Origin of the sequence: Vibrio sp. VGrn 2 (genome assembly GCF_009361695.1) — a bacterium.
In the GTDB taxonomy this organism is placed as follows: Bacteria; Pseudomonadota; Gammaproteobacteria; order Enterobacterales; family Vibrionaceae; genus Vibrio; species Vibrio diabolicus.
In genome coordinates this window covers 448,240-468,737 of sequence record NZ_RBWD01000001.1, presented here as the reverse complement: position 1 = coordinate 468,737, position 20,498 = coordinate 448,240, and the positions used below count along the sequence as shown (strand labels likewise).

The following is a 20,498-nucleotide window of genomic DNA, read 5'->3' as shown; positions in this document are numbered from 1 at the left end:
TGTTGAGCAGTATACGTAGTAAAGATGACTTAGATATGGGAATAAATAAAGGCCAGCAGTCGCTGGCCTTCGGTATTCTACTCGATCGTTTAGAGTCATACCACTAAAGGCAACAGACTCTACCCCGTTGTCATATTTCAGAGACAGATGCTAACGATTAATATTGCTGGTCAATGGTCACTTCAACCGGCGTGCCAAATTCAACGACGTCACTCTCTCCGTGCCAATCTTGGTCACGCGTTGCTACGTTACCGTCAGAGTCCACACGCACACGGACGATTAACTTGTCGAGTGAAGATAGTTTTTGCCCCTGCATCATGGCATTACCATCATCTAATACGACTGTACGAGGGAAAGTACCCAGCGGATAGCGAGCTGCCGCAACAGGCATTGGTGAGCCATCTGCACGATGTACCGATACAATGAGAACTGCGTTTGGATCCAGCTGAGCATTTGGTGTCACATTAATTGTCACAGCGACACTCTTATCCGGTGAAACCGCTTCGCCCATTTGCTTACGAGCACTCTCAATACTGCGTGACAACATCTCGTAGCGGCTATCTTCTGGACCAATCATTTGCTGCATGATTCCCCAGTACTTGATCGCTGCCGGAAAGTCTTGACGCTCAAACGCATCGAACGCTAACAAAGAAAACACACGCAGATCGACATAGTCTTGCTGCATCAGCTTGCCGAGTAATGAGCGAGCCGTCGCTTGATCCATTTCCTCTTGAGACAGCATCAGAGCTTGTGCGTAACCCAACATCACATCTGGGTCTTTTGGCTCTAGGCGATATGACTTTTCCATCGCATCGATAGCTGTGGTGACATCACGATTTGCTAACGCAATACGACCTAGCAGTAACCAACCTGTCGAGTCTTCCGGCTGGTAATGTAAGCGAGTTCGAAGGGCAAGGGTCAAATCCGCCATTTCATCGTCACTCAACGGCTCAGAAGAAGCCGACATCAGCTTTTTCGATAACTCAGGTAGATTTGCAGACACTTCTTGCCATTGAACAATATCGTCTGACGCGCCAAATTTGTAATACAAGCCATAGCTCAACGCCACCGTCAGAATTACCGATGGAACTAAAACCACGATTGGTGAAACCTTGGTTTCCTTTTGCGCTTTATCACCCGGAATATCGTCAAGGAGAGACTGCTTTAGATCAGAAATCAGTTCGTCTTCGCTCTCCACCAGACCTTCGTCGGTTTCTTCTGCAAGTTCAGATAAACGGTCTTTATAGAACGCCTTGTTGAGCTCATCGCGTAACACATCATCATTGTTCGCTTTTTGTTTAAGCAGCGGCAAAGCCACCAGCGCACAAGCAATAAGCGTAAGAGCAACGGTGGAAATCCAAAATAGTGTCATTACTTCTTATCTCCGTTGTTCTCTTCTTCAAGCAATGCTTTTAAACGAGCCTCTTTTTGCTCATCCCATTGCTCGTCACTGCTCGCTTTTGCCTTAACTTTAGATTTACGGCTACGCAGTACAATCAAACCAAAACCACCCAATACTACAGCGAGTGGCCCTAGCCACAAGATCGCAGTCGCAACCGTAAATGGTGGGTTGTAAGTCACGAAGTTACCGTAACGGGCGATCATGTAATCAACAATCTCATCTTTGGACTTACCTTCTTTGGTCATTTCGTACACCTTATGGCGTAAGTCTTGAGCAAGTTCAGCGTTAGAATCCGAGATCGTGTTGTTCTGACATTTAGGGCAACGGAGCGTATGGCTTAACTCTTTGAACTGCTGTTCTTGTTCCAAGTTATCGAACTCGTACACTTCAATGGCAGCGTGAGCAGCAAGAGATAATGTCATGGCAGCAAAAACTGCAAGGATCAGCTTTCTCATTGCTTCGCCTCCTCAACCAATTTGTTGTAAAGCGGCTCCAGTGTTTCTGACCAATTACGTGGGTTTACATCCCCCACATGGCGATAACGAATCACACCATTTGCATCAATAACGAATGTTTCTGGTGCACCATAAACGCCAAGGTCAAGGCCAAGCATACCGCTACCATCAAATAGGCTAATTAAGTAAGGGTTGCCGAGATCATTCAACCAGCCTACCGCTTTGTTACGATCATCTTTGTAATTCATACCGATGATCTTAACGCCCTTACCCGCCAATTCGTTTAGGTATTTATGCTCTGCATAACACGTTGGACACCACGTTGCCCAAACGTTCAAGAGCAACGGCTCACCTTTAAAAATTGACTGGTCGTATTGTTTTCCAGGTTCAGCTAAGTCTTCTAAGTGAAACTCAGGAACTGGCTTACCAACCAAAACCGACTCCAATTTAGTTGGATCATCACCCTCTTGGTTGCGCATTAACTGGGTTGCGAAAATGCCCGCTAGAATCATGAAAGCGACAAGCGGAATAAATAAGATTTTCTTATTCATGTTATGCCTCCTGCTCTTTTGACTTCGCGTTTTTCTTCGGCGATTTACGGAAGCGGTAGCGTTTATCAGAAATCGCTAGTGCGCCGCCTAATGCCATAATCAAAGAGCCAGCCCAAATCCAACGAACGAACGGTTTATAGTAAATACGAACAGCCCAAGATCGGTTGTCGTCTAAACGTTCACCCATTGCAATGTATAAATCACGACTAATTCCACGGTCAATGGCAGCTTCGGTCATCATAGACTTAGCCGTACGGTAGAAGCGCTTCTCAGCGTGAAGCGTATTCACGTATTTACCATCATGTGTGATCTCAAAATCCGCGATGTAGCCATCGTAGTTTGGACCATCTTTATCACGCAGGCCTGAGAAGTAGAAATCATAACCTTGAATTTGGAAGTGTTCGCCAGGTGCTAAACGTACATCACGCTCAATGCTGTAGTTCTGTACCATCGCAATACCGATAACAGATACCGCCAGACCAACATGACCCAACATCATTGCCCAGTGGCTACGTTGCAGCTTGCGAACACCTTCACTAAAGCTATGACGGTGCGTTGCGCGCTCATATAGTTCAAAGCCATGCATTGCAATAATCCAAATCGCCATTACCCAACCAATGTAAGCCATGGTTGAGAAGAAGTCGGCAAACAGGAACACGCATACCGCAGCCAAGGCGAAAGCAAGTACACCTGAAATGAGCATTGGTTTCACAAGTTTAGATAAATTGTCTCGCTTCCAACGGATAAGTGGACCAATACCAAGTAGGAAAGCAAATGGCATCATCAACCACGCAAACAGCATGTCGAAGAATGGCGCACCGATAGAAACCGACCCCAAGCCAAGCTGCTTGTGTACGAGCGGCAATAATGTCCCCACTAACACCACAACAAGTGCTGCGATAAGTAATACGTTATTGGCTAGGAGCGCGTTTTCACGAGAGACTAAGTCGAAGTTACCACGTACACGTACTGCTGCCCCTTTTACGGCAAACAGCAATAAAGAGCCGCCGATAACGAAAACGAGGAAGCCTAGAATAAACATACCGCGCGACGGGTCAGACGCGAACGCGTGCACCGATACTAAAATACCGGAACGGACTAAGAATGTGCCCAACAAACTCAACGAAAATGCAGAGATTGCCAATAGTACCGTCCACGCTTTAAATGTGCCGCGTTTTTCTGTCACGGCAAGAGAGTGCATTAATGCGGTACCCGCTAACCAAGGCATGAATGATGCGTTTTCTACTGGATCCCAGAACCACCAGCCACCCCAGCCAAGTTCGTAGTAAGCCCACCAAGAGCCTAGTGCGATACCGAGTGTTAAAAATACCCATGCAGCGGTTGTCCAAGGACGAGACCAACGGGCCCAAGCCGTATCAAGGCGTCCGGTCATTAGGGATGCGATCGCAAAGGAGAAGGCAACCGAGAAACCAACGTAGCCCATGTAAAGCATTGGCGGATGAACAATCAAACCAGGGTCTTGAAGCAGAGGGTTCAAATCACGTCCGTCAACCGGGAAGAACGGTAACGTACGTAGGAATGGGTTTGACGTTAGGATGATAAACAGTAGGAAACCCACTGAGATCATGCCCATTACGGCAAGTACACGTGCAACCGACTCTTGCGGCATACCACGACTGAATGTCGCTACAGCGACAGTCCAAGCAGCTTGGATTAACACCCATAGCAACAGTGAACCTTCGTGTGCACCCCATACTGCGGTTAAACGGTAGTACCAAGGAAGCTGACTATTCGAGTTGCTCGCTACATACTGTAACGTGAAGTCGTTGGTATAAAATCCCCAACATAAAATGGCGAAAGAGAACAACAGCATTAGGAACATAGACCAAGATAGCGGTCGCGCTGTGTTCATGAGCATGGTGTTATTATTCGATGCTCCCCACAATGGCAATACGCTCAGCAGCACTGCCATTGCAAGCGAAAGAATGAGAGCAAAGTGACCGATTTCAGCAATCATTGGCCGCTTCCTTGTTTCTGTTCGGTGCTGTATTGAAGCGGTTCATGCGTTTTCTTCATCGCTTCCGCAATTTCTGGTGGCATGTATTCTTCATCGTGCTTCGCTAGGACCTCAAATGCCTCAACTGTCGTGGCATCTTTCAGTACACCTTGAGCCACAATACCCTGCCCTTCACGGAACAAGTCAGGAAGAATACCGTCATAAGTAATCGTCACTTTAGGACCGACATCGTGCAGGTCAAAACTCACTTTCAAAGAATTAGGATCTCGACGAACCGAGCCCACAACCACCATACCACCGATACGTAGACGCTGGCCTACTTCTGGTTTGGTGCCATCTGGCTTACCATTAACCAATTCCGTTGGAGTGTAGAAAAGGTCCATATTTTGGTTAAGCGCATAAAGTATCAAACCAATGGTGGCACTAATACCGATAAAGATCGCTAGTACGATACCTAGCCTCTTTTTACGTCTCGGGTTCATAAGGTGTTCTCCATGTTCTTCGCTGCGTCGATACGAGCTTGACGGTCAATTTTTGCTTTCACTTCTTTCAATAATGCATCACCGCGGCGAAGGCTAGTGATCAGAAGAATCAGCATGGATAAGAAAGTAATACCAAACGCACTCCATACGTATGATGCGTAGCCACCCATGGCAAAAAAGTCGCTCAGAGATTCAAAATGCATAATCAATTACCTCACTGAGTTTGTTCTGTTGCGAGTTTGCGCACCCAAGGGCGGTGACTTTCTTTACTGATGATTTCGTTACGAAAACGTACCATCGTCACTGCACCAAAGAAGAACGCAAAGCCAAAGATGTTTAGCAATAACGGCCAAAGCATGTCGGATGAAATAGAAGGTTGTTCAAATTTCGTGATCGTCGCGCCTTGGTGAAGCGTGTTCCACCATTCTACGGAAAAGTGAATGATAGGTAGGTTCACGACGCCTACGATCGCTAAAATACCCGCCGCTTTTGCGGCTGTTTTCTGATCGTCAAACGCGTGATAAAGCGCAATAACACCAAGGTAGAGAAATAGAAGAATCAATTCTGAAGTAAGACGGGCGTCCCATACCCACCAAGTGCCCCACATTGGCTTACCCCAAACGGCACCAGTAAGTAGAGCAATGAAGGTAAATACCGCACCAATCGGCGCCATCGCAAGCGCCGCCATATCAGATAGACGTACTTGCCATACTAAGCCAATAAATGCCGCAATCGCCATCGACATATAAACGCCCATAGACCAAATAGCTGATGGGACGTGAATGTAGATGATTCGGAAACTGTCACCTTGTTGGTAATCTGAAGGCGCAAATGCAAGCCCCCAAACCGTACCAACCGATAAGCATACGAGGGCCAATACAGAAAACCAAGGCAGAAACTTACCACTCAAACGGTAAGCGGTTTCTGGCTTGGCATAAGGATGTAGCCATTTCCACATGTTTTGTTCTCACTCTTACTTCAGGGACACTGTCTAAAGGGTTGAGACCGTAGCAGTGCTTTAATAATAATTCTTTGATCAAGCGCCGCTTCATTGGCACTTTATTGAGTTAGTTAACACTAACTCTCAATGCGGCACTAATGGCAAAAGGCGTTAACGTCATCGCTCCCATTAGCATCGCACCTAAAATTGCTAGTTGACCGTTATACGCCATACCAAGCGCGGCGGCATCAATTGCTGATGTTGCGAAAATCAAAATTGGGATGTAGAGCGGAAGAATAAGCAAACTCAAAAGAACGCCACCCTTTTGCAACCCAACCGTCAAAGCCACACCAATAGCTCCAATAAAACTTAGTGTAGGTGTACCGATCATCAAGGTTAGTACAACAGATAGCCAAGTATTGAAATCGAGCGAAAGTAAAACCGCCAATAATGGGCTAATTAGGATCAGAGGTAACCCTGTTAACAACCAATGTGCTATGACCTTTGAAACCACTACAAGTTGCAATGGAATCGGCATTAGCATCATTTGTTCCAATGCACCGTCTTGAAAATCATCACGAAATAGACGCTCTAATGATAATAAGGCGGATAGCAATGCGGCAACCCAAACAATGCCCGCTGCAATACGTGCTAACAAATTTGGTTCAGGCCCGATACTAAGAGGAAACAGAGTAATAACAATAATAAAGAACCAAAGCGGGTTCAGAATGTCTGCCTGACGGCGAAATGCTATCAATAGCTCGCGGCGAATGATGGTGGTCATAGATGGAATCATATCAATCACCCAACTTTATTTTTCTAAGTTTCGGGCTGTCCGAAAACATATCTTGATGCGTCGTCAACACGACAATACCGCCATTATCAGCGTGACTTGCGAACAAAGATTCAAGCACTTTGACGCCTTGCTTATCGATGGCGGTCAACGGTTCATCTAAAATCCATAAAATTTGCTTACTGAGCCATAACCTTGCTAGTGCCACTCGTCGTTGCTGACCTGCGGAAAGCTGTGCTACAGGCACATCTTCTCGACCAGCTAAACCTACTTGAGTTAAAGCAGTGAAGATTTCTTCGTCAGAAGAGCGGTTATTTTGAATAGATTGGTAAAAACGTAAGTTTTCCAGTGCGGTAAGCTCTCGTTTCACTCCAGTTTGATGCCCTAAGAACAGCAGATCTTGATGGAAAACATCACGAGATTTTTCAACCTCTTCTCCTTTCCACTTAATGATGCCTTCTTCTCTATCACCTAAACCTGTCACAATACGTAGTAACGTAGTTTTGCCAGTACCATTGCGCCCTTCTATCTGGACCAATTCACCAGGCTTAATTTCAAACTGCAGGTTTTCAAACAGGACCCTCTCATCACGGATCGCTGTCAGGTTAGATACTTCTAACATAGAGCTTCAACTAAAAAATGAACGAAGCGCTATATTAGCACAGCTTAGTTATGACAAAACAGGATAAGAGGGCTGGGATGTATGTAAGTTCATGTATTTTTGTTAATTAATCGTCACACTTTAATAAAATTAACTATAAGTAGTTATAAGCTCTCATTTTAACTTGGGGAGCGAGTGCTAAGAATGAAAAGAGCTTAAGGTAATCTAGGGCTGTATTGCAAAAAGATAATTAGTAACCGAACACAAAAAAAGAGGCTTATCGCCTCTTTTTATCGCTTTAAAACCTTTAGCGTCGACGACGTCCACGCGTCGGGTATTCTGCATCATCTGATGGCTGACCGCTTAGTGGTGGAATTTTCTCTTTTCCCGCCAGTTTTTTCTGTAGTGAAAGCATCAATTCCGCTTCAGCTTTTGGCAGTTCACACTCTTCAATGAGCTCATTGATATCTGCACCAAGCTGTACCATTTTAGAAGCTCGACTGTACAAGCGACCATCAGTATCAGCGTGCTCGAGTTCACGAATTCTCTCGTTTAGGTGCTGAATAATGTCTTGTTGTTCCGTTACTTTTTGTCCAAGACCAACGACAACCGAACGCACTTCGAGTAACTGCTTACTCAACTTTTGTACTTCTTTATCTACATGTCGAGACTGTGCTCGTTGCTGGTCTACTTGCTTTTGCAACCCCGAGCGAATGCGCAGTTGCAAAACAACCAACACCAACACGATAAAAGCGACGCCACCCGCAAGGAATGGAACAGATAAAAGAGTCTCTTCAGCCATCATTATTCAGCCCATTATAGGTGAGCCATCTCGTCCCATTCGTCATCCGTTAGGAGCTTGTTCAAATCCACGAGGATAAGAAGTTTGCCGTCACGGTTGCTCACACCTTGGATGAACTTCGCGCTTTCATCAGTACCGACAGAAGGCGTCGTGTCAATTTCAGAAGAACGTAGGTAAACCACTTCTGCCACACTATCTACCAAAATACCAATCACTTGACGCTCTGACTCGATCACAATAATACGAGTATTATCTGTAACTTCGCCTTCCATCAGGCCGAAACGTGAACGCGTGTCGATAACAGTAACCACGTTACCACGCAGGTTGATGATACCCAGAACATAATCTGGCGCACCTGGAACGGGTGCAATTTCAGTATAACGAAGTACTTCACGAACTTGCATTACGTTGATGCCGTACGTTTCTTCTTCTAGCTGGAACGTCACCCACTGAAGAACTTCGTCATTCGATGCATCTTTCTTCACTTCTACTTCAAAAGCTTGAGACATAGTTAATCCTCGTTAATGTCGTTCCCGACTTAAATCTAATTCAGTGATTTGACATCTAAACCGGCGTTTAGCATGTCAATGAGCGCCTGGACATGAATTAAGGCGCACATTTTTTCTTTTACCATGCCCGCTAGCCAAGGGCGTTTACCCGCCTGTTCACGCCAGCGAACCTTGTCGATATTGAGCGTTTCCGTCCCCATTAGTTGGTTACTGGCCAGCCCCCACATGCTCTCTCCAAGCATGACAACATATTGGTAATTATCTTTGTAACTGTCATCGCGAAGCTTATCTGCCATCACCCATTTCGCGGTATCGACGACATCAAACTGTTGTTCACGATTTGTTTGTAGCCCCAAATACCAGGCGGGCTTTCCTATCAAATGGTTAAGCTCGCTGATGCGATGAATACCACCTAACTCATCAAGCGGTACGGCAAACGTGACATCATTCACATCAAAGTAAAGCACTTGAAAATCTTCACTTCGCTTCGTGCTTTCCCAGTCAGTTGGTATTTCGGAACCTGTTTGTGCCTCGAGCTCGGTATCAACGTTCGATTCTATATTGACATCATGCTCAATCACCGATTGAGGTTCAACCAGTTCTGGCTGAGTTTCCTCAAAAACTGGCGCATCAATCACCCAGTCTTGTATCTCTTCAACTGTTTGTAACTCGGGCGCCTCACTAACGGTTTGTACGTCTGGCTCAGCCGCTTTTATTTCTGCTGCAATATCAATCGTATTTTGTTCAAGAATACTATCAATATCTAACTCGGCTACAGGGTTGCTTGCTTCAAGCTGACTTAATAACCTTTGCACATCTTCCAGATTTGGGGCTTCCAATTCTGGCGGGTACGCTTCTTGAAACTGGTAAGTTTCCGGCTCCGAGTATTGAAACTGCAATTCTGGCTCTGGCTCTGGCTCTGGCTCTGGCTCTGGCTCTGGCTCTGGCTCTGGCTCTGGCTCTGGCTCTGGCTCTGGCTCTGCAGATGATATTTCTTGAGCCAGCAAGTCAAGCTCTTCCTCAAGAGTCGTTGCTTCAGCCTCATCACCCAATAGCGCATTAAAGTAGTCATCAAGCGCTTGTTCACTGGAAAGCACGTCGTTACTGCTCATCGAACGCTAACCTCTCCAGGTAAATCAGTAACTGTTTATACGCAAACACACCACGACTACCAGATGCAAAATGTGATGCTGGCAAATGCTTTAAACTAGCATCACGGAACTTGGTATCAATCGGCACCGCAGAGGTCCATACTTGATTTGGGTAATCTTTCTTCAGTTGCATCAATGTCTGCAAAGACGCTTTGGTGCGCTTGTCATACATCGTTGGAACGATAGTCACTTTGAAACCACCCGGACGAGACTTTTGCATAATGGTTAACGTGCGCATCATGCGTTCCAAGCCTTTCATCGCCAAAAACTCGGTTTGAACGGGAATCAAAATTCGGTCACTGGCGGCCAGTGCGTTGACCATCATCACACCAAGAATTGGCGGGCAGTCAATCAACACATAATCATAGTCTTGTGAGACCGCTTGTAGAGCTCGTTTTAAGATCAGCCCCATCCCACTGCGATTCCCCATGACACGATCAAGCGTCGCAAGGGACATATGCGCGGGAATGATATCCATCCCTTCCAGTTTTGTCTCTAGGATTAACGGCCTCACCGTTTCACGAGAGAATGTCTTCAACTGGAATAAATCAAACAGGCTCGAAGTTACTGCGTCAGGATCATAACCAAGATAGGTAGTCAGTGATGCGTGAGGGTCAGTATCGACCATCAGTACGCGATGGCCTTTTTGACTCAGCAAACCCGCTAATGTCACTGTTGAGGTGGTTTTACCCACGCCACCTTTCTGGTTAGCTACACTCCAAACAATCATGATGAATCCTACGCTAGGCCAACTTCCACCAACATGCGTTCTGCAATGCGGTCAAGCGGTAAATCTTCTGAAGAAATGCCTGCTTTAGCAACAGCTTGGGGCATACCATAAACAACACAACTTTCTTCATCTTGAGCCCAAATAGTTGAGCCTGCAGACTTCAACATACGAGCGCCTTCACGACCGTCTGCACCCATGCCAGTCAGCACTAAAGAGAGTACTTTGTCACCGTATACTTTGGCTGCAGAACCAAAAGTCACATCCACACATGGTTTGTAGTTCATGCGGTCGCCGCCATCAATGATACGAAGACGAGCAGCCCCCGCTCGACCATCCACCATCATTTGCTTACCACCTGGAGCAAGGTATGCCACACCAGGCTGTAAGACATCACCGTCTTGGGCTTCTTTCACTTGAATCTTACACAAGGTATTCAAACGGCTAGCAAATGCAGCAGTAAAGGTTGCTGGCATATGTTGGATCAACACGATCGGATGCGGGTAGTTCATCGGTAAACGCGTCAGAATTTTTTGCAAAGCAACCGGACCACCAGTCGACGTGCCAATTGCGGTCAGTTGATACTTCTTACCAGAGGCTCGGAACTTTGCCGCAGCCGGTCGAGCAGGAGCTGGAGTCGCTGGCGAAGCCGTTCTTGAACCTAGTGGACGAGCTGCCGCATTGGTACTCGCAGCAGCGCGAGTGATTGGTCGACGCATAAAAGCGCGCTTCGAAGCAATCTGAATAACTCGTTGCTGAAGCAGTGACACCGCTTCTTCGCGGTTACGTGCGATGTCTTCAAACTTTTTCGGTAAGAAATCCAATGCGCCCGCATCAAGCGCATCAAGCGTGGCTTTCGCCCCGTCATGAGTCAGGGACGAAAACATTAGGATTGGCGTTGGAGCCGCTGCCATGATTTCACGCACAGCGGTAATGCCATCCATCACTGGCATTTCAATATCCATCGTGATGACGTCCGGTTTAAGAGATTTGGCTTTCTCAACCGCCTCTCTGCCATTTACCGCAACGTCAATCACTTCTAGGCGCGATTCTGAGTTGATGATTTCGCTCACGCGACGTCGAAAAAAACTCGAATCATCAACGACTAGTACTTTAATCGCCATCTTATTCCTTTTAATAACGTCAGCTTTGCTTAAAGGCGTGAAGCCGCAGCATATCGCTTAAGTAAATCAGGCACATCTAGAATTAATGCAATATGGCCATCGCTAGTGATTGTTGCACCAGCCATGCCCGGAGTGCCTTGCAATAGATTATCGAGTGGCTTAATAACCACTTCTTCTTGACCAATCAGCGTATCCACAACAAAACCAACGCGCTGGTTACCGAGCTGTACAATAACCACATGACCGTGACCAGTGCGCTCTTCGACGTTTTGTGATTTGGATGCTAACCAGTTCTGTAAATAAAATAGCGGGATAGATTTTTCACGCACAATGATCGTCAACTGACCATCTACCACGTTTGTGCGACTCAGATCCAAGTGGAAAATTTCGCTCACTGATGCCAGTGGCAGCGCAAACGGATGACCGCCAACACCAACCATTAGTGTTGGTAGGATCGCAAGCGTCAGTGGTACTTTGATGGTGATCTTAGTGCCCTTACCTAGCTCAGAATCGATATCGATTGAACCATTTAAGGTATTGATCGCCGTCTTAACCACATCCATGCCAACGCCACGGCCAGAGATGTCAGAAATTTTATCTTTACTTGAGAAACCTGGCGCAAAGATAAGGTTGAAGCACTCTTTGTCTGTTAAACGGGCCGCCGCATCTTCGTCCATCATGCCGCGCTTAACCGCGATACCACGCAGTTTGTTCGGGTCCATACCGCCGCCATCATCTACGATGGATAGCTCAATGTGATCCCCTTCTTGCGATGCAGACAAAATCACTTTACCTGTGCGTGATTTACCTGCTTTCACGCGATCGTCTGGCATTTCAACACCGTGGTCAACCGAGTTACGAACCAAGTGAATCAATGGATCGGCCAATGCTTCTACAAGGTTTTTATCGAGGTCGGTTTCTTCACCACGCATTTCCAGCACGATGTCTTTATTTAGGTTGCGCGCCAAGTCACGGACAACACGTGGAAAACGGCCAAATACTTTCTTGATTGGCTGCATACGCGTTTTCATTACCGCGCCTTGCAGATCCGCCGTTACGACATCAAGGTTGGCGACTGCTTTGGACATTTCTTCATTGTCGCTGTTCAAACCAAGACTTAATAGGCGATTTCGGACCAATACAAGCTCACCAACCATGTTCATGATGGTATCAAGCGTCGAGGTATCGACACGAACGGTTGCCTCAGCCTGAGGCTTTTTAACCGCTGGCGCTTTCGCCTCTTCTTTCACCGCGACAGGTTTAGATTCTGGTTTTGGTGCTGGAGCGGGAGTTGGCGCTGCTGGTGCTGGTGCTGGTGCTGGCTTAACCTCAGGCTCAGGTTTCGCAGGGCTTTCCTCTGCGTTTGCTGATGCCGGCTTCGTTGCCATATCCAGTTCTTCCAGCGTGGGACCTTTGCCCGCACCATGTAGCTCATCGAGTAACTTTTCGAACTCTTCGTCCGTCATTAAGTCACTGTCTTGATTTGATGAAGATGCCACTGGAGCGGAAGGCTCTGCCGCTTTAGGTGGCTCTACTGGTACGGATGCAGATGCTGCAGCCTCTGCCGCTGATGGACTTTTGCCAACACCGTGAAGTTCGTCAAGTAGACGTTCAAATTCATCATCAGTGATATCGCCACTTTCAACTGATGTCGCACTTGATTGAGGGGGCTCTGATGGCGTTGTTGGTGTCGCAGGTTCTGAAGCGCCTGGAGCTGAGCCTTTACCATGAAGCTCATCCAGCAGCTTTTCGAATTCGTCTTGGGTAATTTCATCAACAGAGCCGACACTTGACGCTGGCGCGGCAGGTTCTTCAATAACAGGCTCAGGAATGACAGGTTCAGGAGTAACCACTGGTTCTTCAACCACGGTTGCAGCGACTTCATCTTCTGATTCAGGTTTACATAGACGATGAAGTTCTTCAAGAAGGGCAGGATCCGCAGCTTCCAATGGCTCACGATCTTGAACAGCTTGGAACTGGGTATTGACCGTATCCAACGCTTTTAGCATCGTATCCATTAAGTTTTGCGTGACCGTGCGTTGGCCGTTTCGTAAAACGTCGAACACATTCTCCGCACCATGACAAGTATCGACTAGCTCTGCCAAAGACAGGAAGCCAGCACCGCCTTTTACGGTGTGAAACCCGCGGAAAATTGCATTAAGTAAGTCTTTGTCTTCTGGGTTATTTTCCAATTCAACCAACTGCTCAGAAAGCAGTTCGATAATTTCCCCAGCCTCAATGAGAAAGTCCTGAAGAATATCTTCGTCTAAATCGTAGCTCATACGTTACCTTTAAAATCCAAGACTGGACAACAAGTCATCGACTTCGTCCTGCGATGAAACCGCATCTTCTCTCAGTTCTGGATGAAGAATAGGGCCTTCAGCTTCGCTTGTTTGTGTATTCTTTTTATCTGCCGGTTCTGACAAAACTTGAATGTGTTCTTCAGGTTTATTTCCAGAGAATACGGTTAGGATTTCCACTAAGCGGCCTTCTACTTCACTTACCAACGTAATTACGCGGCGAATAATTTGGCCAGTTAGGTCTTGGAAGTCTTGCGCCATGAGAATTTCGGTCAATTGACCACGCAACTCAGTGCTGTCGCCTTCGACTTGAACTAATAGCTCGTCGATTCGGTGACAAAGTGCTTTGAATTCGCTTAATTCGATGCGCCCGTGCATGAGTTCATTCCATTGAGGACGAACTTTCTGAAGGCAATCATGCAGGTTGTCAGCGATAGGAAGGCAGCAGTCGACTGCATCCATCGTTTTGTTGGCTGCTAGCTCTGTCTTCTCGATCACATAATTAAGACGATCCCTTGCGTTAGGGATTTCGTCTTTCGCAATTTCGGTCATGCGCTGATCGAGACTGAACTGCTTGAGTGATTCGTGAAGGTCTCGAGTTAAGGCTCCAATTTCTTGCAGCATTGGATTCTCGGCACCTTCGTAGATCGAGGCAACAAGCATATTGGCTTGGTCTTGTTCCCCGTTTTCTAGCATTTGAACGAGTGACTTCGCCTGCTCTAGTGAGATCATTCTGAATAGACCCTTTTACGTTTAGTTCTTCTTATCACTTTAAAAACGCTAAACGAGTCATTTAATAGGTATTTAATAATTGGTATGAATGACTCGAATAACAAAGAGAAAAAGAGAGAGTTATAAACGCTCGAAAATTTTATCTAATTTTTCTTTTAATGTTGCAGCAGTAAATGGCTTAACAATGTAGCCGTTTACGCCTGCTTGAGCAGCTTCAATGATCTGCTCACGCTTCGCTTCAGCCGTGATCATTAGAACTGGCAAATGCTTAAGTTCTGCATCCGCGCGGATGTGTTTAAGCAAATCGATGCCTTGCATACCTGGCATGTTCCAGTCAGTTACAACAAAATCGAAGTCACCTTTTTTCAGCATTGGTAATGCGGTTAAACCATCGTCCGCTTCTTGAGTGTTATTGAAACCCAAGTCACGAAGCAGGTTTTTAACAATACGGCGCATTGTTGAGAAATCATCAACAATAAGGATCTTCATGTTTTTATTCAAAATTGCCTCCACTGAATCGTAAAATCAGTGTTTTTAGTCATTTTGTGTCCACGCACTGAGCTTGGTGCGCAAACGTTGCATCGCTTGACTCAGTATTTGACTTACGCGAGATTCGCTTACGCCTAACACATCGCCAATTTCTTTCAAATTGAGTTCTTCATCATAATAAAGCGAAAGTACCAAAGCTTCACGCTCTGGAATCTGTTTTATTGATTCAACCAGTGCTTTTCGAAATGATTCATCGGCAACCCCTTTGAATGGGTTACTGTCATCAGTTTCATCTGCAGGTGAAATCACATCATCAGAAACGCCTAAATCTTCAATACCGACTAATTTTGAGCAGTTGATATCGGTCAGAGCACTATGATATTGATCCAGTGTCATACCGAGATGCGTGGCTACTTCAGAATCAGTAGGATCTCTATTTAATTCGCCTTCCAGTTCCGCAATCGCTTGGTTAATCTCTCGATTATTTTTATGAACAGAACGCGGTACCCAATCGCCTTTGCGCATGTCATCTAACATTGCACCGCGAATACGGATACCTGCATAAGTTTCAAAGCTCGCACCTTTAGAACCATCATAATTCTGCTGAGCTTCGATAAGACCGATCATGCCGGCCTGAATTAAATCCTCTACCTGAACACTCGGCGGTAAACGGCCTAATAGGTGGTGAGCAATGCGCTTAACCAACACTGAGTAGCGCTCTATAAACGCTTGCTGGCTATTAAACTTGCCATGTTGGTCATAGGTTATCGCTTTATTCACCAAAAGGGTCCTCTGCGAATTCGGTACGATTTAGCAACCTTTCCACAAAAAATTCCAAGTGTCCACTTGGTGTTTTCGGTAGTGGCCACGTTAACGCTTTGTTTGCTAGTGAGCTGATAGCTAAAGCGGCAGGTGAGCGAGGGAACGCATCAACGACAATTTTTTGTCTTTTTACAGCCTGTCGTACTTTATCATCTAATGGAATACATGCTACGAGTTCAAGGCTGACATTCAAGAATCGCTCTGTGACTAGCGTCAACTTTGCAAACAATTCTCGCCCTTCACGGTAGCTTCTGACCATATTTGCTACAACTTTAAAGCGTTGGACCTGGTGTTCTTTACTTAACAGCTTAATTAACGCATATGCATCTGTGATTGAAGTTGGTTCATCACACACAACCACAACGACGTCTTGAGCTGCTCGCGAAAAACTGATTACCATGTCAGAAATGCCTGCGGCGGTATCTATCAGCAGGACGTCCATTTCGTCTTCAAGACTACCAAATGCTCGAATGAGTCCAGCATGTTGAGCGTGAGAAAGCTCAGTCATGCTCTGTGTGCCAGAAGTTGCAGGGATTATCTTTATACCATAAGGCCCTTCGACAATCGCATCTTTTAGCTCACATTCACCCGCTAAGACATGTCCTAGATTACGTTTTGCACGAATTCCGAGCATCACGTCCACATTGGCCAGACCTAAATCAGCGTCGAGAACCATCACCTTCTTGCCTTGGCGAGCCATACAAATCGCCAGACCCAGTGTTACGTTTGATTTCCCCACACCACCTTTGCCGCCAGTAACAGCAATCACTTTGGTCAACGATGGTTGTGTTAAGCGACGGAGGCCGCTTGCTTGATCGTGTATCATATTCTCAGTCATAGTAGTCCGCCGCCTTAGAGTCCTTCACTGTCACTGTTCCAAAAGTGAGGTTCGTTCTCTGTCGACTTCTCTAACAGTTCATTTGCTTTCGCAAGCATATATTTTGGTTGCGCTATCACAATGTCTTCTGGCACGCGCTGACCATTAGCTATGTAAGCCACTGGCATTGCGTTTTGAATCACTACACTGATGAATTCGCCTAGACTTAATGACTCATCAAGCTTCGTCATAATACAACCCGAAAGTGGTATGCGTCGGAAGTGATCCAGCGTTTCTTGTAGAACGCGACGTTGTGCGGTAGCTGGCAAAACAAGGTAGCTGTGAATCACTTCTCCGCTCTCTTGCATTAGAGTATCGAGCTGCTCAGAAAGCCTGACATCTCGTTGCCCCATCCCTGCCGTATCGACCAAAATCAGTCTTCTGTTTCTTAGCTGATATATAACATCGGCTAACTCGTTAGAATCTTTAGCAACTCTTACGGGACAACCCATGATTCTTCCGTAAATTGAGAGCTGCTCATGTGCACCTATGCGATATGTATCTGTTGTCACAAGGGCCACATTGTCGGCACCGTATTCCATGGCGGCACGTGCTGCGAGCTTCGCAACGGTGGTTGTTTTTCCCACCCCCGTCGGACCTAACAGTGCAACCACACCACCACGTTTTAAAATGTCCTGTTTAGGAATATTGATTTGATCCGCCACAAGCGACAACAACGCTTTCCACGCTCGCGCTGGTTTTGTATCTTCCGGGATATAGCACGCCATTTGGTCTGCTAACTCCGGAGAAACGCCCATACGCTCTAAACGCTTAATCAGCATTGCTCTGAGCGGCTCTCGACGTTCCACTTCCTGCCACATCAGGCCAGATACTTGATGCTCTAAAAGACGACGAATTGACGTCATCTCTTCGCGCATACTCTCCAGCTCATCTGCAGACTCTTCTCGCTCATCACTTGGACGGCGGCGATCATAGCGTGTCGGATCCAACTTCGGCGTTGGACGCTCAAATCGATTATCTTGTGCGATTAACTTCGCCAAAGGTGAATCTGGTTGATATGGCGCTGGCTTTTCTTGGTTGTAGCCGTCGCGATGCTTATTCTGGCGTTGCAATAAAGCAGAGAGCGAATCTTCATTTTCCGCCACATGATCGTCAGCATCTGCTGCACCACCACTATATTGCTTAAGCATGTTAGCGAATCGCTGCGTCATCGAGCCTGTTTTTTCGTTGTTACTGTTATTACTGTTCAGGCTAATTTTATCTTCATCTAAATGACGATCTTGATAACGATCTGCAGAAGACGATGACATTTGACGATGTTCGTTGTAGCGATTCGATTGAGAAGCACCGCGATTTTGTTGTGACGCTGCGCTTGCTTGAGACGGGTTAGATTCACTATCTATCGCCGCAACAATCGCCACCCCACCAGCCACTTTCTTGTTTGACATGATCACCGCTTCCGCGCCTAACTCCTCTTTCACTTGGAGCAGCGCCGTTCTCATGTCTTTGGCAAAAAATCGCTTTATTTTCAAACTATGAATCCATTAATGATGCGTGAGATCAGTTACCCACGGCTTGCACAATTCTGATCTGTTTTTCATCCGGGATTTCTTGGTAAGACAGTACCCGGAGATTAGGTATTGTGTTCTTCACAAATTTCGCCAACGTCGAGCGTAATACACCGGAAGTAAGCAGAACGGCTGGCTCGCCTTTCAATTCTTGTTCCTGTGTCGCTTGGCTTAGTGAAGACTGCAATCGTTCAGCGAGCCCCGGTTCAATCCCCGCGGATTCGCCTCCTGATGCTTGCATAGTTTGATGCAATATTTGTTCCAGTTCAGGTATCAAAGTAATCACTGGCAGCTCAGGCTCTATACCATTGATTTCTTGAACAATTAGGCGTTTAAGACTAATTCGAACTGCTGCCGTCAATATGTCAGCTTCTTGACTCTTACTTGAGTACTCAGCCAAAGTTTGAACAATCGTGCGAATATCGCGGATTGGAATGGCCTCGTTTAACAAGTTTTGTAGGACTTTCACCACCACACCTAATGGTAATTGGTCAGGAACAAAGTTCTCAACCAACTTAGGCGCGCTGCGTCCTAACATTTCTAATAAATTCTCTACTTCTTCATGACCAATCAACTGCGATGCGTTATTAGTCAATAACTGGCTCAGGTGCGTCGCTAATACTGTCGATGAGTCAACAACCGTATAACCTAACGCCTGAGCATGCTCACGCTGATCTTCGCGAATCCATACGGCTTCCAATCCAAATGCAGGGTCAATGGTTGGCTCGCCATCAATCATGCCATACACCTGACCTGGGTTAATCGCTAGCTCTTGATCCGGACGAATCTCAGCTTCGCCCACCGCAACCCCCATTAATGTGATTCGATAGCTGTTTGGCGTCAGTTCAAGGTTGTCACGTATGTGAACCGCAGGGATTAAGAACCCAAAATCTTGCGATAGCTTTTTACGCACACCTTTTACGCGCTCTAACAGTTCTCCGCCTTGGTCTCGGTCCACTAGCGGAATCAAGCGGTAACCCACTTCTAGGCCAATAATATCGACTGGCTGGACGTCGTCCCAAGAAAGCTCGCGTTGCGATGAAGGCTCTGCACCTTCGTCGGCTTTCGCTGGTAAAGCCGGTTCTTTCGCTTTCTGCTTTTGGCGTTTATCGATGAAATACGCCGCCGCGCCAGCCGCGACCGCCAGACTCAAAAACGCAAAGTGTGGCATGCCCGGTACGATGCCCATCACACCGAGAATAGCTGCGGTAATCATCAGTGCTTTTGGGTTGTCGAACATCTGGAAGACCAGCTGTTCACCCATGTCTTCATCGGTGTTTTGACGCGTCACCATCATCGCCGCTGCAATCGACAGCAATAGCGATGGAATCTGTGCAACTAGGCCGTCACCAATCGTCAGCAAAGTATAGATTTCAATTGCCTCACCGAAACCCAATCCATACTGCGCCATACCGATCGACAGACCGCCGATGATGTTGATAAACAGAATCAAAATACCGGCAATCGCGTCACCTTTTACGAACTTCGAGGCACCATCCATCGAGCCGTAGAAATCCGCTTCTTTGGTCACTTCAAAACGACGAACTCTTGCCTGTTCTTGGTCTATCAATCCAGCATTTAAGTCCGCATCAATCGCCATCTGCTTACCTGGCAACGCATCAAGGGTGAAGCGAGCACTTACCTCAGAGATACGACCCGCACCTTTGGTCACCACCATAAAGTTGATGATCATTAAGATAAGGAAAACCACTAAGCCGACCGCGTAGTTACCACCAATAACGACATTACCAAACGCTTCAATTACGTTACCTGCCGCGTTGCCGCCTTCGTGACCATGCAGTAAGACGACACGTGTCGAGGCAACGTTCAGCGCCAAACGCAACAAGGTCGCGATCAGCAGTACCGTCGGAAAAGCGGCGAAGTCCAACGGACGACGTGTGTAAACGGTCACTAACAACACCACCATCGACAACGCGATGTTAAAGGTGAAGAACATATCCAGCAAAAAGGCTGGAATAGGCAGCACCACCATCGCTAAGGTGGCCAAAACCATCACCGGCGCGCCAATAGCTGGCATTTCACGCTGAGGGATTCGTGGCAATTTATCTGCAAATGGCAGGCTTAACTTCATACTACGAGAGATCTCAATCGATTGAAGCGTCACGTTAGCTCTTACTATTAATACGCGACCGCTTTGGCCTAAAAGTTTAGGTATGGTTGATAATTAAGGCGTTTTAAGCAAGCTATGTACCATAATTAACGCCAAAATAATG

21 protein-coding genes are annotated in these 20,498 nt (G+C 46.5%); all 21 read right to left on the bottom strand.

The features are described 5' to 3' along the window. Positions 1-157: 157 nt before the first annotated feature. The 21 genes from ccmI to flhA all read right to left on the bottom strand — a co-directional run bounded on the left by ccmI (position 158) and on the right by flhA (position 20,356). Positions 158-1,372, bottom strand: a complete 1,215-nt coding sequence (ccmI, locus tag D8S93_RS02280; protein WP_152811803.1) for a c-type cytochrome biogenesis protein CcmI — start codon at positions 1,370-1,372, stop codon at positions 158-160. Further along, positions 1,372-1,857 carry a cytochrome c-type biogenesis protein gene (locus D8S93_RS02275; RefSeq protein ID WP_005380519.1) on the bottom strand — a complete coding sequence of 162 codons (486 nt, stop codon included), beginning with the start codon at positions 1,855-1,857 and terminating at the stop codon, positions 1,372-1,374. The genes ccmI and D8S93_RS02275 overlap by 1 nt, the downstream gene beginning before the upstream one ends. After that, positions 1,854-2,408 carry a DsbE family thiol:disulfide interchange protein gene (locus D8S93_RS02270; RefSeq protein ID WP_152811802.1) on the bottom strand — a complete coding sequence of 185 codons (555 nt, stop codon included), beginning with the start codon at positions 2,406-2,408 and terminating at the stop codon, positions 1,854-1,856. Before D8S93_RS02270 ends, D8S93_RS02275 begins: the two co-directional genes overlap by 4 nt. Position 2,409: 1 nt before the next feature. Then, positions 2,410-4,386, bottom strand: coding sequence for a heme lyase CcmF/NrfE family subunit (locus D8S93_RS02265; RefSeq protein ID WP_053808770.1), 1,977 nt, complete (start codon positions 4,384-4,386; stop codon positions 2,410-2,412). Further along, positions 4,383-4,868: a cytochrome c maturation protein CcmE gene (gene ccmE, locus D8S93_RS02260; protein WP_005380516.1), complete on the bottom strand. Its 486-nt coding sequence runs from the start codon at positions 4,866-4,868 to the stop codon at positions 4,383-4,385. Before ccmE ends, D8S93_RS02265 begins: the two co-directional genes overlap by 4 nt. Further along, complete coding sequence (ccmD, locus tag D8S93_RS02255) at positions 4,865-5,071, bottom strand: heme exporter protein CcmD (protein WP_005380515.1); 207 nt, start codon at positions 5,069-5,071, stop codon at positions 4,865-4,867. Before ccmD ends, ccmE begins: the two co-directional genes overlap by 4 nt. An 11-nt stretch (positions 5,072-5,082) precedes the next feature. After that, positions 5,083-5,826 (bottom strand): heme ABC transporter permease, encoded by a 744-nt coding sequence (locus D8S93_RS02250; RefSeq protein WP_005394301.1) that lies wholly within the window; start codon positions 5,824-5,826, stop codon positions 5,083-5,085. A gap of 109 nt (positions 5,827-5,935) precedes the next feature. After that, complete coding sequence (ccmB, locus tag D8S93_RS02245) at positions 5,936-6,604, bottom strand: heme exporter protein CcmB (RefSeq protein WP_006741714.1); 669 nt, start codon at positions 6,602-6,604, stop codon at positions 5,936-5,938. A gap of 1 nt (position 6,605) precedes the next feature. Continuing rightward, a complete protein-coding gene (gene ccmA / locus D8S93_RS02240; protein ID WP_012841536.1) occupies positions 6,606-7,223 on the bottom strand; it encodes a cytochrome c biogenesis heme-transporting ATPase CcmA in 618 nt (205 codons plus the stop codon). A gap of 286 nt (positions 7,224-7,509) precedes the next feature. After that, positions 7,510-8,004: a DUF2802 domain-containing protein gene (locus tag D8S93_RS02235; RefSeq protein ID WP_046875563.1), complete on the bottom strand. Its 495-nt coding sequence runs from the start codon at positions 8,002-8,004 to the stop codon at positions 7,510-7,512. A 14-nt stretch (positions 8,005-8,018) separates the two neighbouring features. After that, entirely contained in the window at positions 8,019-8,513 is a 495-nt protein-coding gene (locus D8S93_RS02230) for a chemotaxis protein CheW (protein ID WP_005380507.1), read from the bottom strand. A 35-nt stretch (positions 8,514-8,548) separates the two neighbouring features. Next, complete coding sequence (locus D8S93_RS02225; RefSeq protein ID WP_152811801.1) at positions 8,549-9,625, bottom strand: chemotaxis protein CheW; 1,077 nt, start codon at positions 9,623-9,625, stop codon at positions 8,549-8,551. Next, positions 9,615-10,394 (bottom strand): ParA family protein, encoded by a 780-nt coding sequence (locus tag D8S93_RS02220; RefSeq protein WP_006741712.1) that lies wholly within the window; start codon positions 10,392-10,394, stop codon positions 9,615-9,617. The genes D8S93_RS02225 and D8S93_RS02220 overlap by 11 nt, the downstream gene beginning before the upstream one ends. Positions 10,395-10,402: 8 nt before the next feature. Continuing rightward, entirely contained in the window at positions 10,403-11,515 is a 1,113-nt protein-coding gene (locus tag D8S93_RS02215; RefSeq protein ID WP_109169796.1) for a protein-glutamate methylesterase/protein-glutamine glutaminase, read from the bottom strand. A 29-nt stretch (positions 11,516-11,544) separates the two neighbouring features. Then, complete coding sequence (locus D8S93_RS02210) at positions 11,545-13,797, bottom strand: chemotaxis protein CheA (RefSeq protein ID WP_152811800.1); 2,253 nt, start codon at positions 13,795-13,797, stop codon at positions 11,545-11,547. Between the two features lie 9 nt (positions 13,798-13,806). Beyond that, complete coding sequence (locus D8S93_RS02205; RefSeq protein WP_152811799.1) at positions 13,807-14,547, bottom strand: protein phosphatase CheZ; 741 nt, start codon at positions 14,545-14,547, stop codon at positions 13,807-13,809. Positions 14,548-14,667: 120 nt separating this feature from the next. After that, positions 14,668-15,036, bottom strand: a complete 369-nt coding sequence (cheY, locus tag D8S93_RS02200) for a chemotaxis response regulator CheY (protein ID WP_017635949.1) — start codon at positions 15,034-15,036, stop codon at positions 14,668-14,670. 45 nt (positions 15,037-15,081) lie between these two features. Further along, positions 15,082-15,816 (bottom strand): RNA polymerase sigma factor FliA, encoded by a 735-nt coding sequence (locus D8S93_RS02195; RefSeq protein WP_006741708.1) that lies wholly within the window; start codon positions 15,814-15,816, stop codon positions 15,082-15,084. Further along, positions 15,809-16,696 (bottom strand): MinD/ParA family protein, encoded by an 888-nt coding sequence (locus tag D8S93_RS02190; RefSeq protein WP_005380498.1) that lies wholly within the window; start codon positions 16,694-16,696, stop codon positions 15,809-15,811. Before D8S93_RS02190 ends, D8S93_RS02195 begins: the two co-directional genes overlap by 8 nt. Before the next feature lie 14 nt (positions 16,697-16,710). Beyond that, positions 16,711-18,228, bottom strand: coding sequence for a flagellar biosynthesis protein FlhF (gene flhF, locus D8S93_RS02185; RefSeq protein WP_012841533.1), 1,518 nt, complete (start codon positions 18,226-18,228; stop codon positions 16,711-16,713). Positions 18,229-18,256: 28 nt separating this feature from the next. Next, positions 18,257-20,356 carry a flagellar biosynthesis protein FlhA gene (gene flhA / locus D8S93_RS02180; protein WP_041853026.1) on the bottom strand — a complete coding sequence of 700 codons (2,100 nt, stop codon included), beginning with the start codon at positions 20,354-20,356 and terminating at the stop codon, positions 18,257-18,259. Between the last annotated feature and the right edge of the window lie 142 nt (positions 20,357-20,498).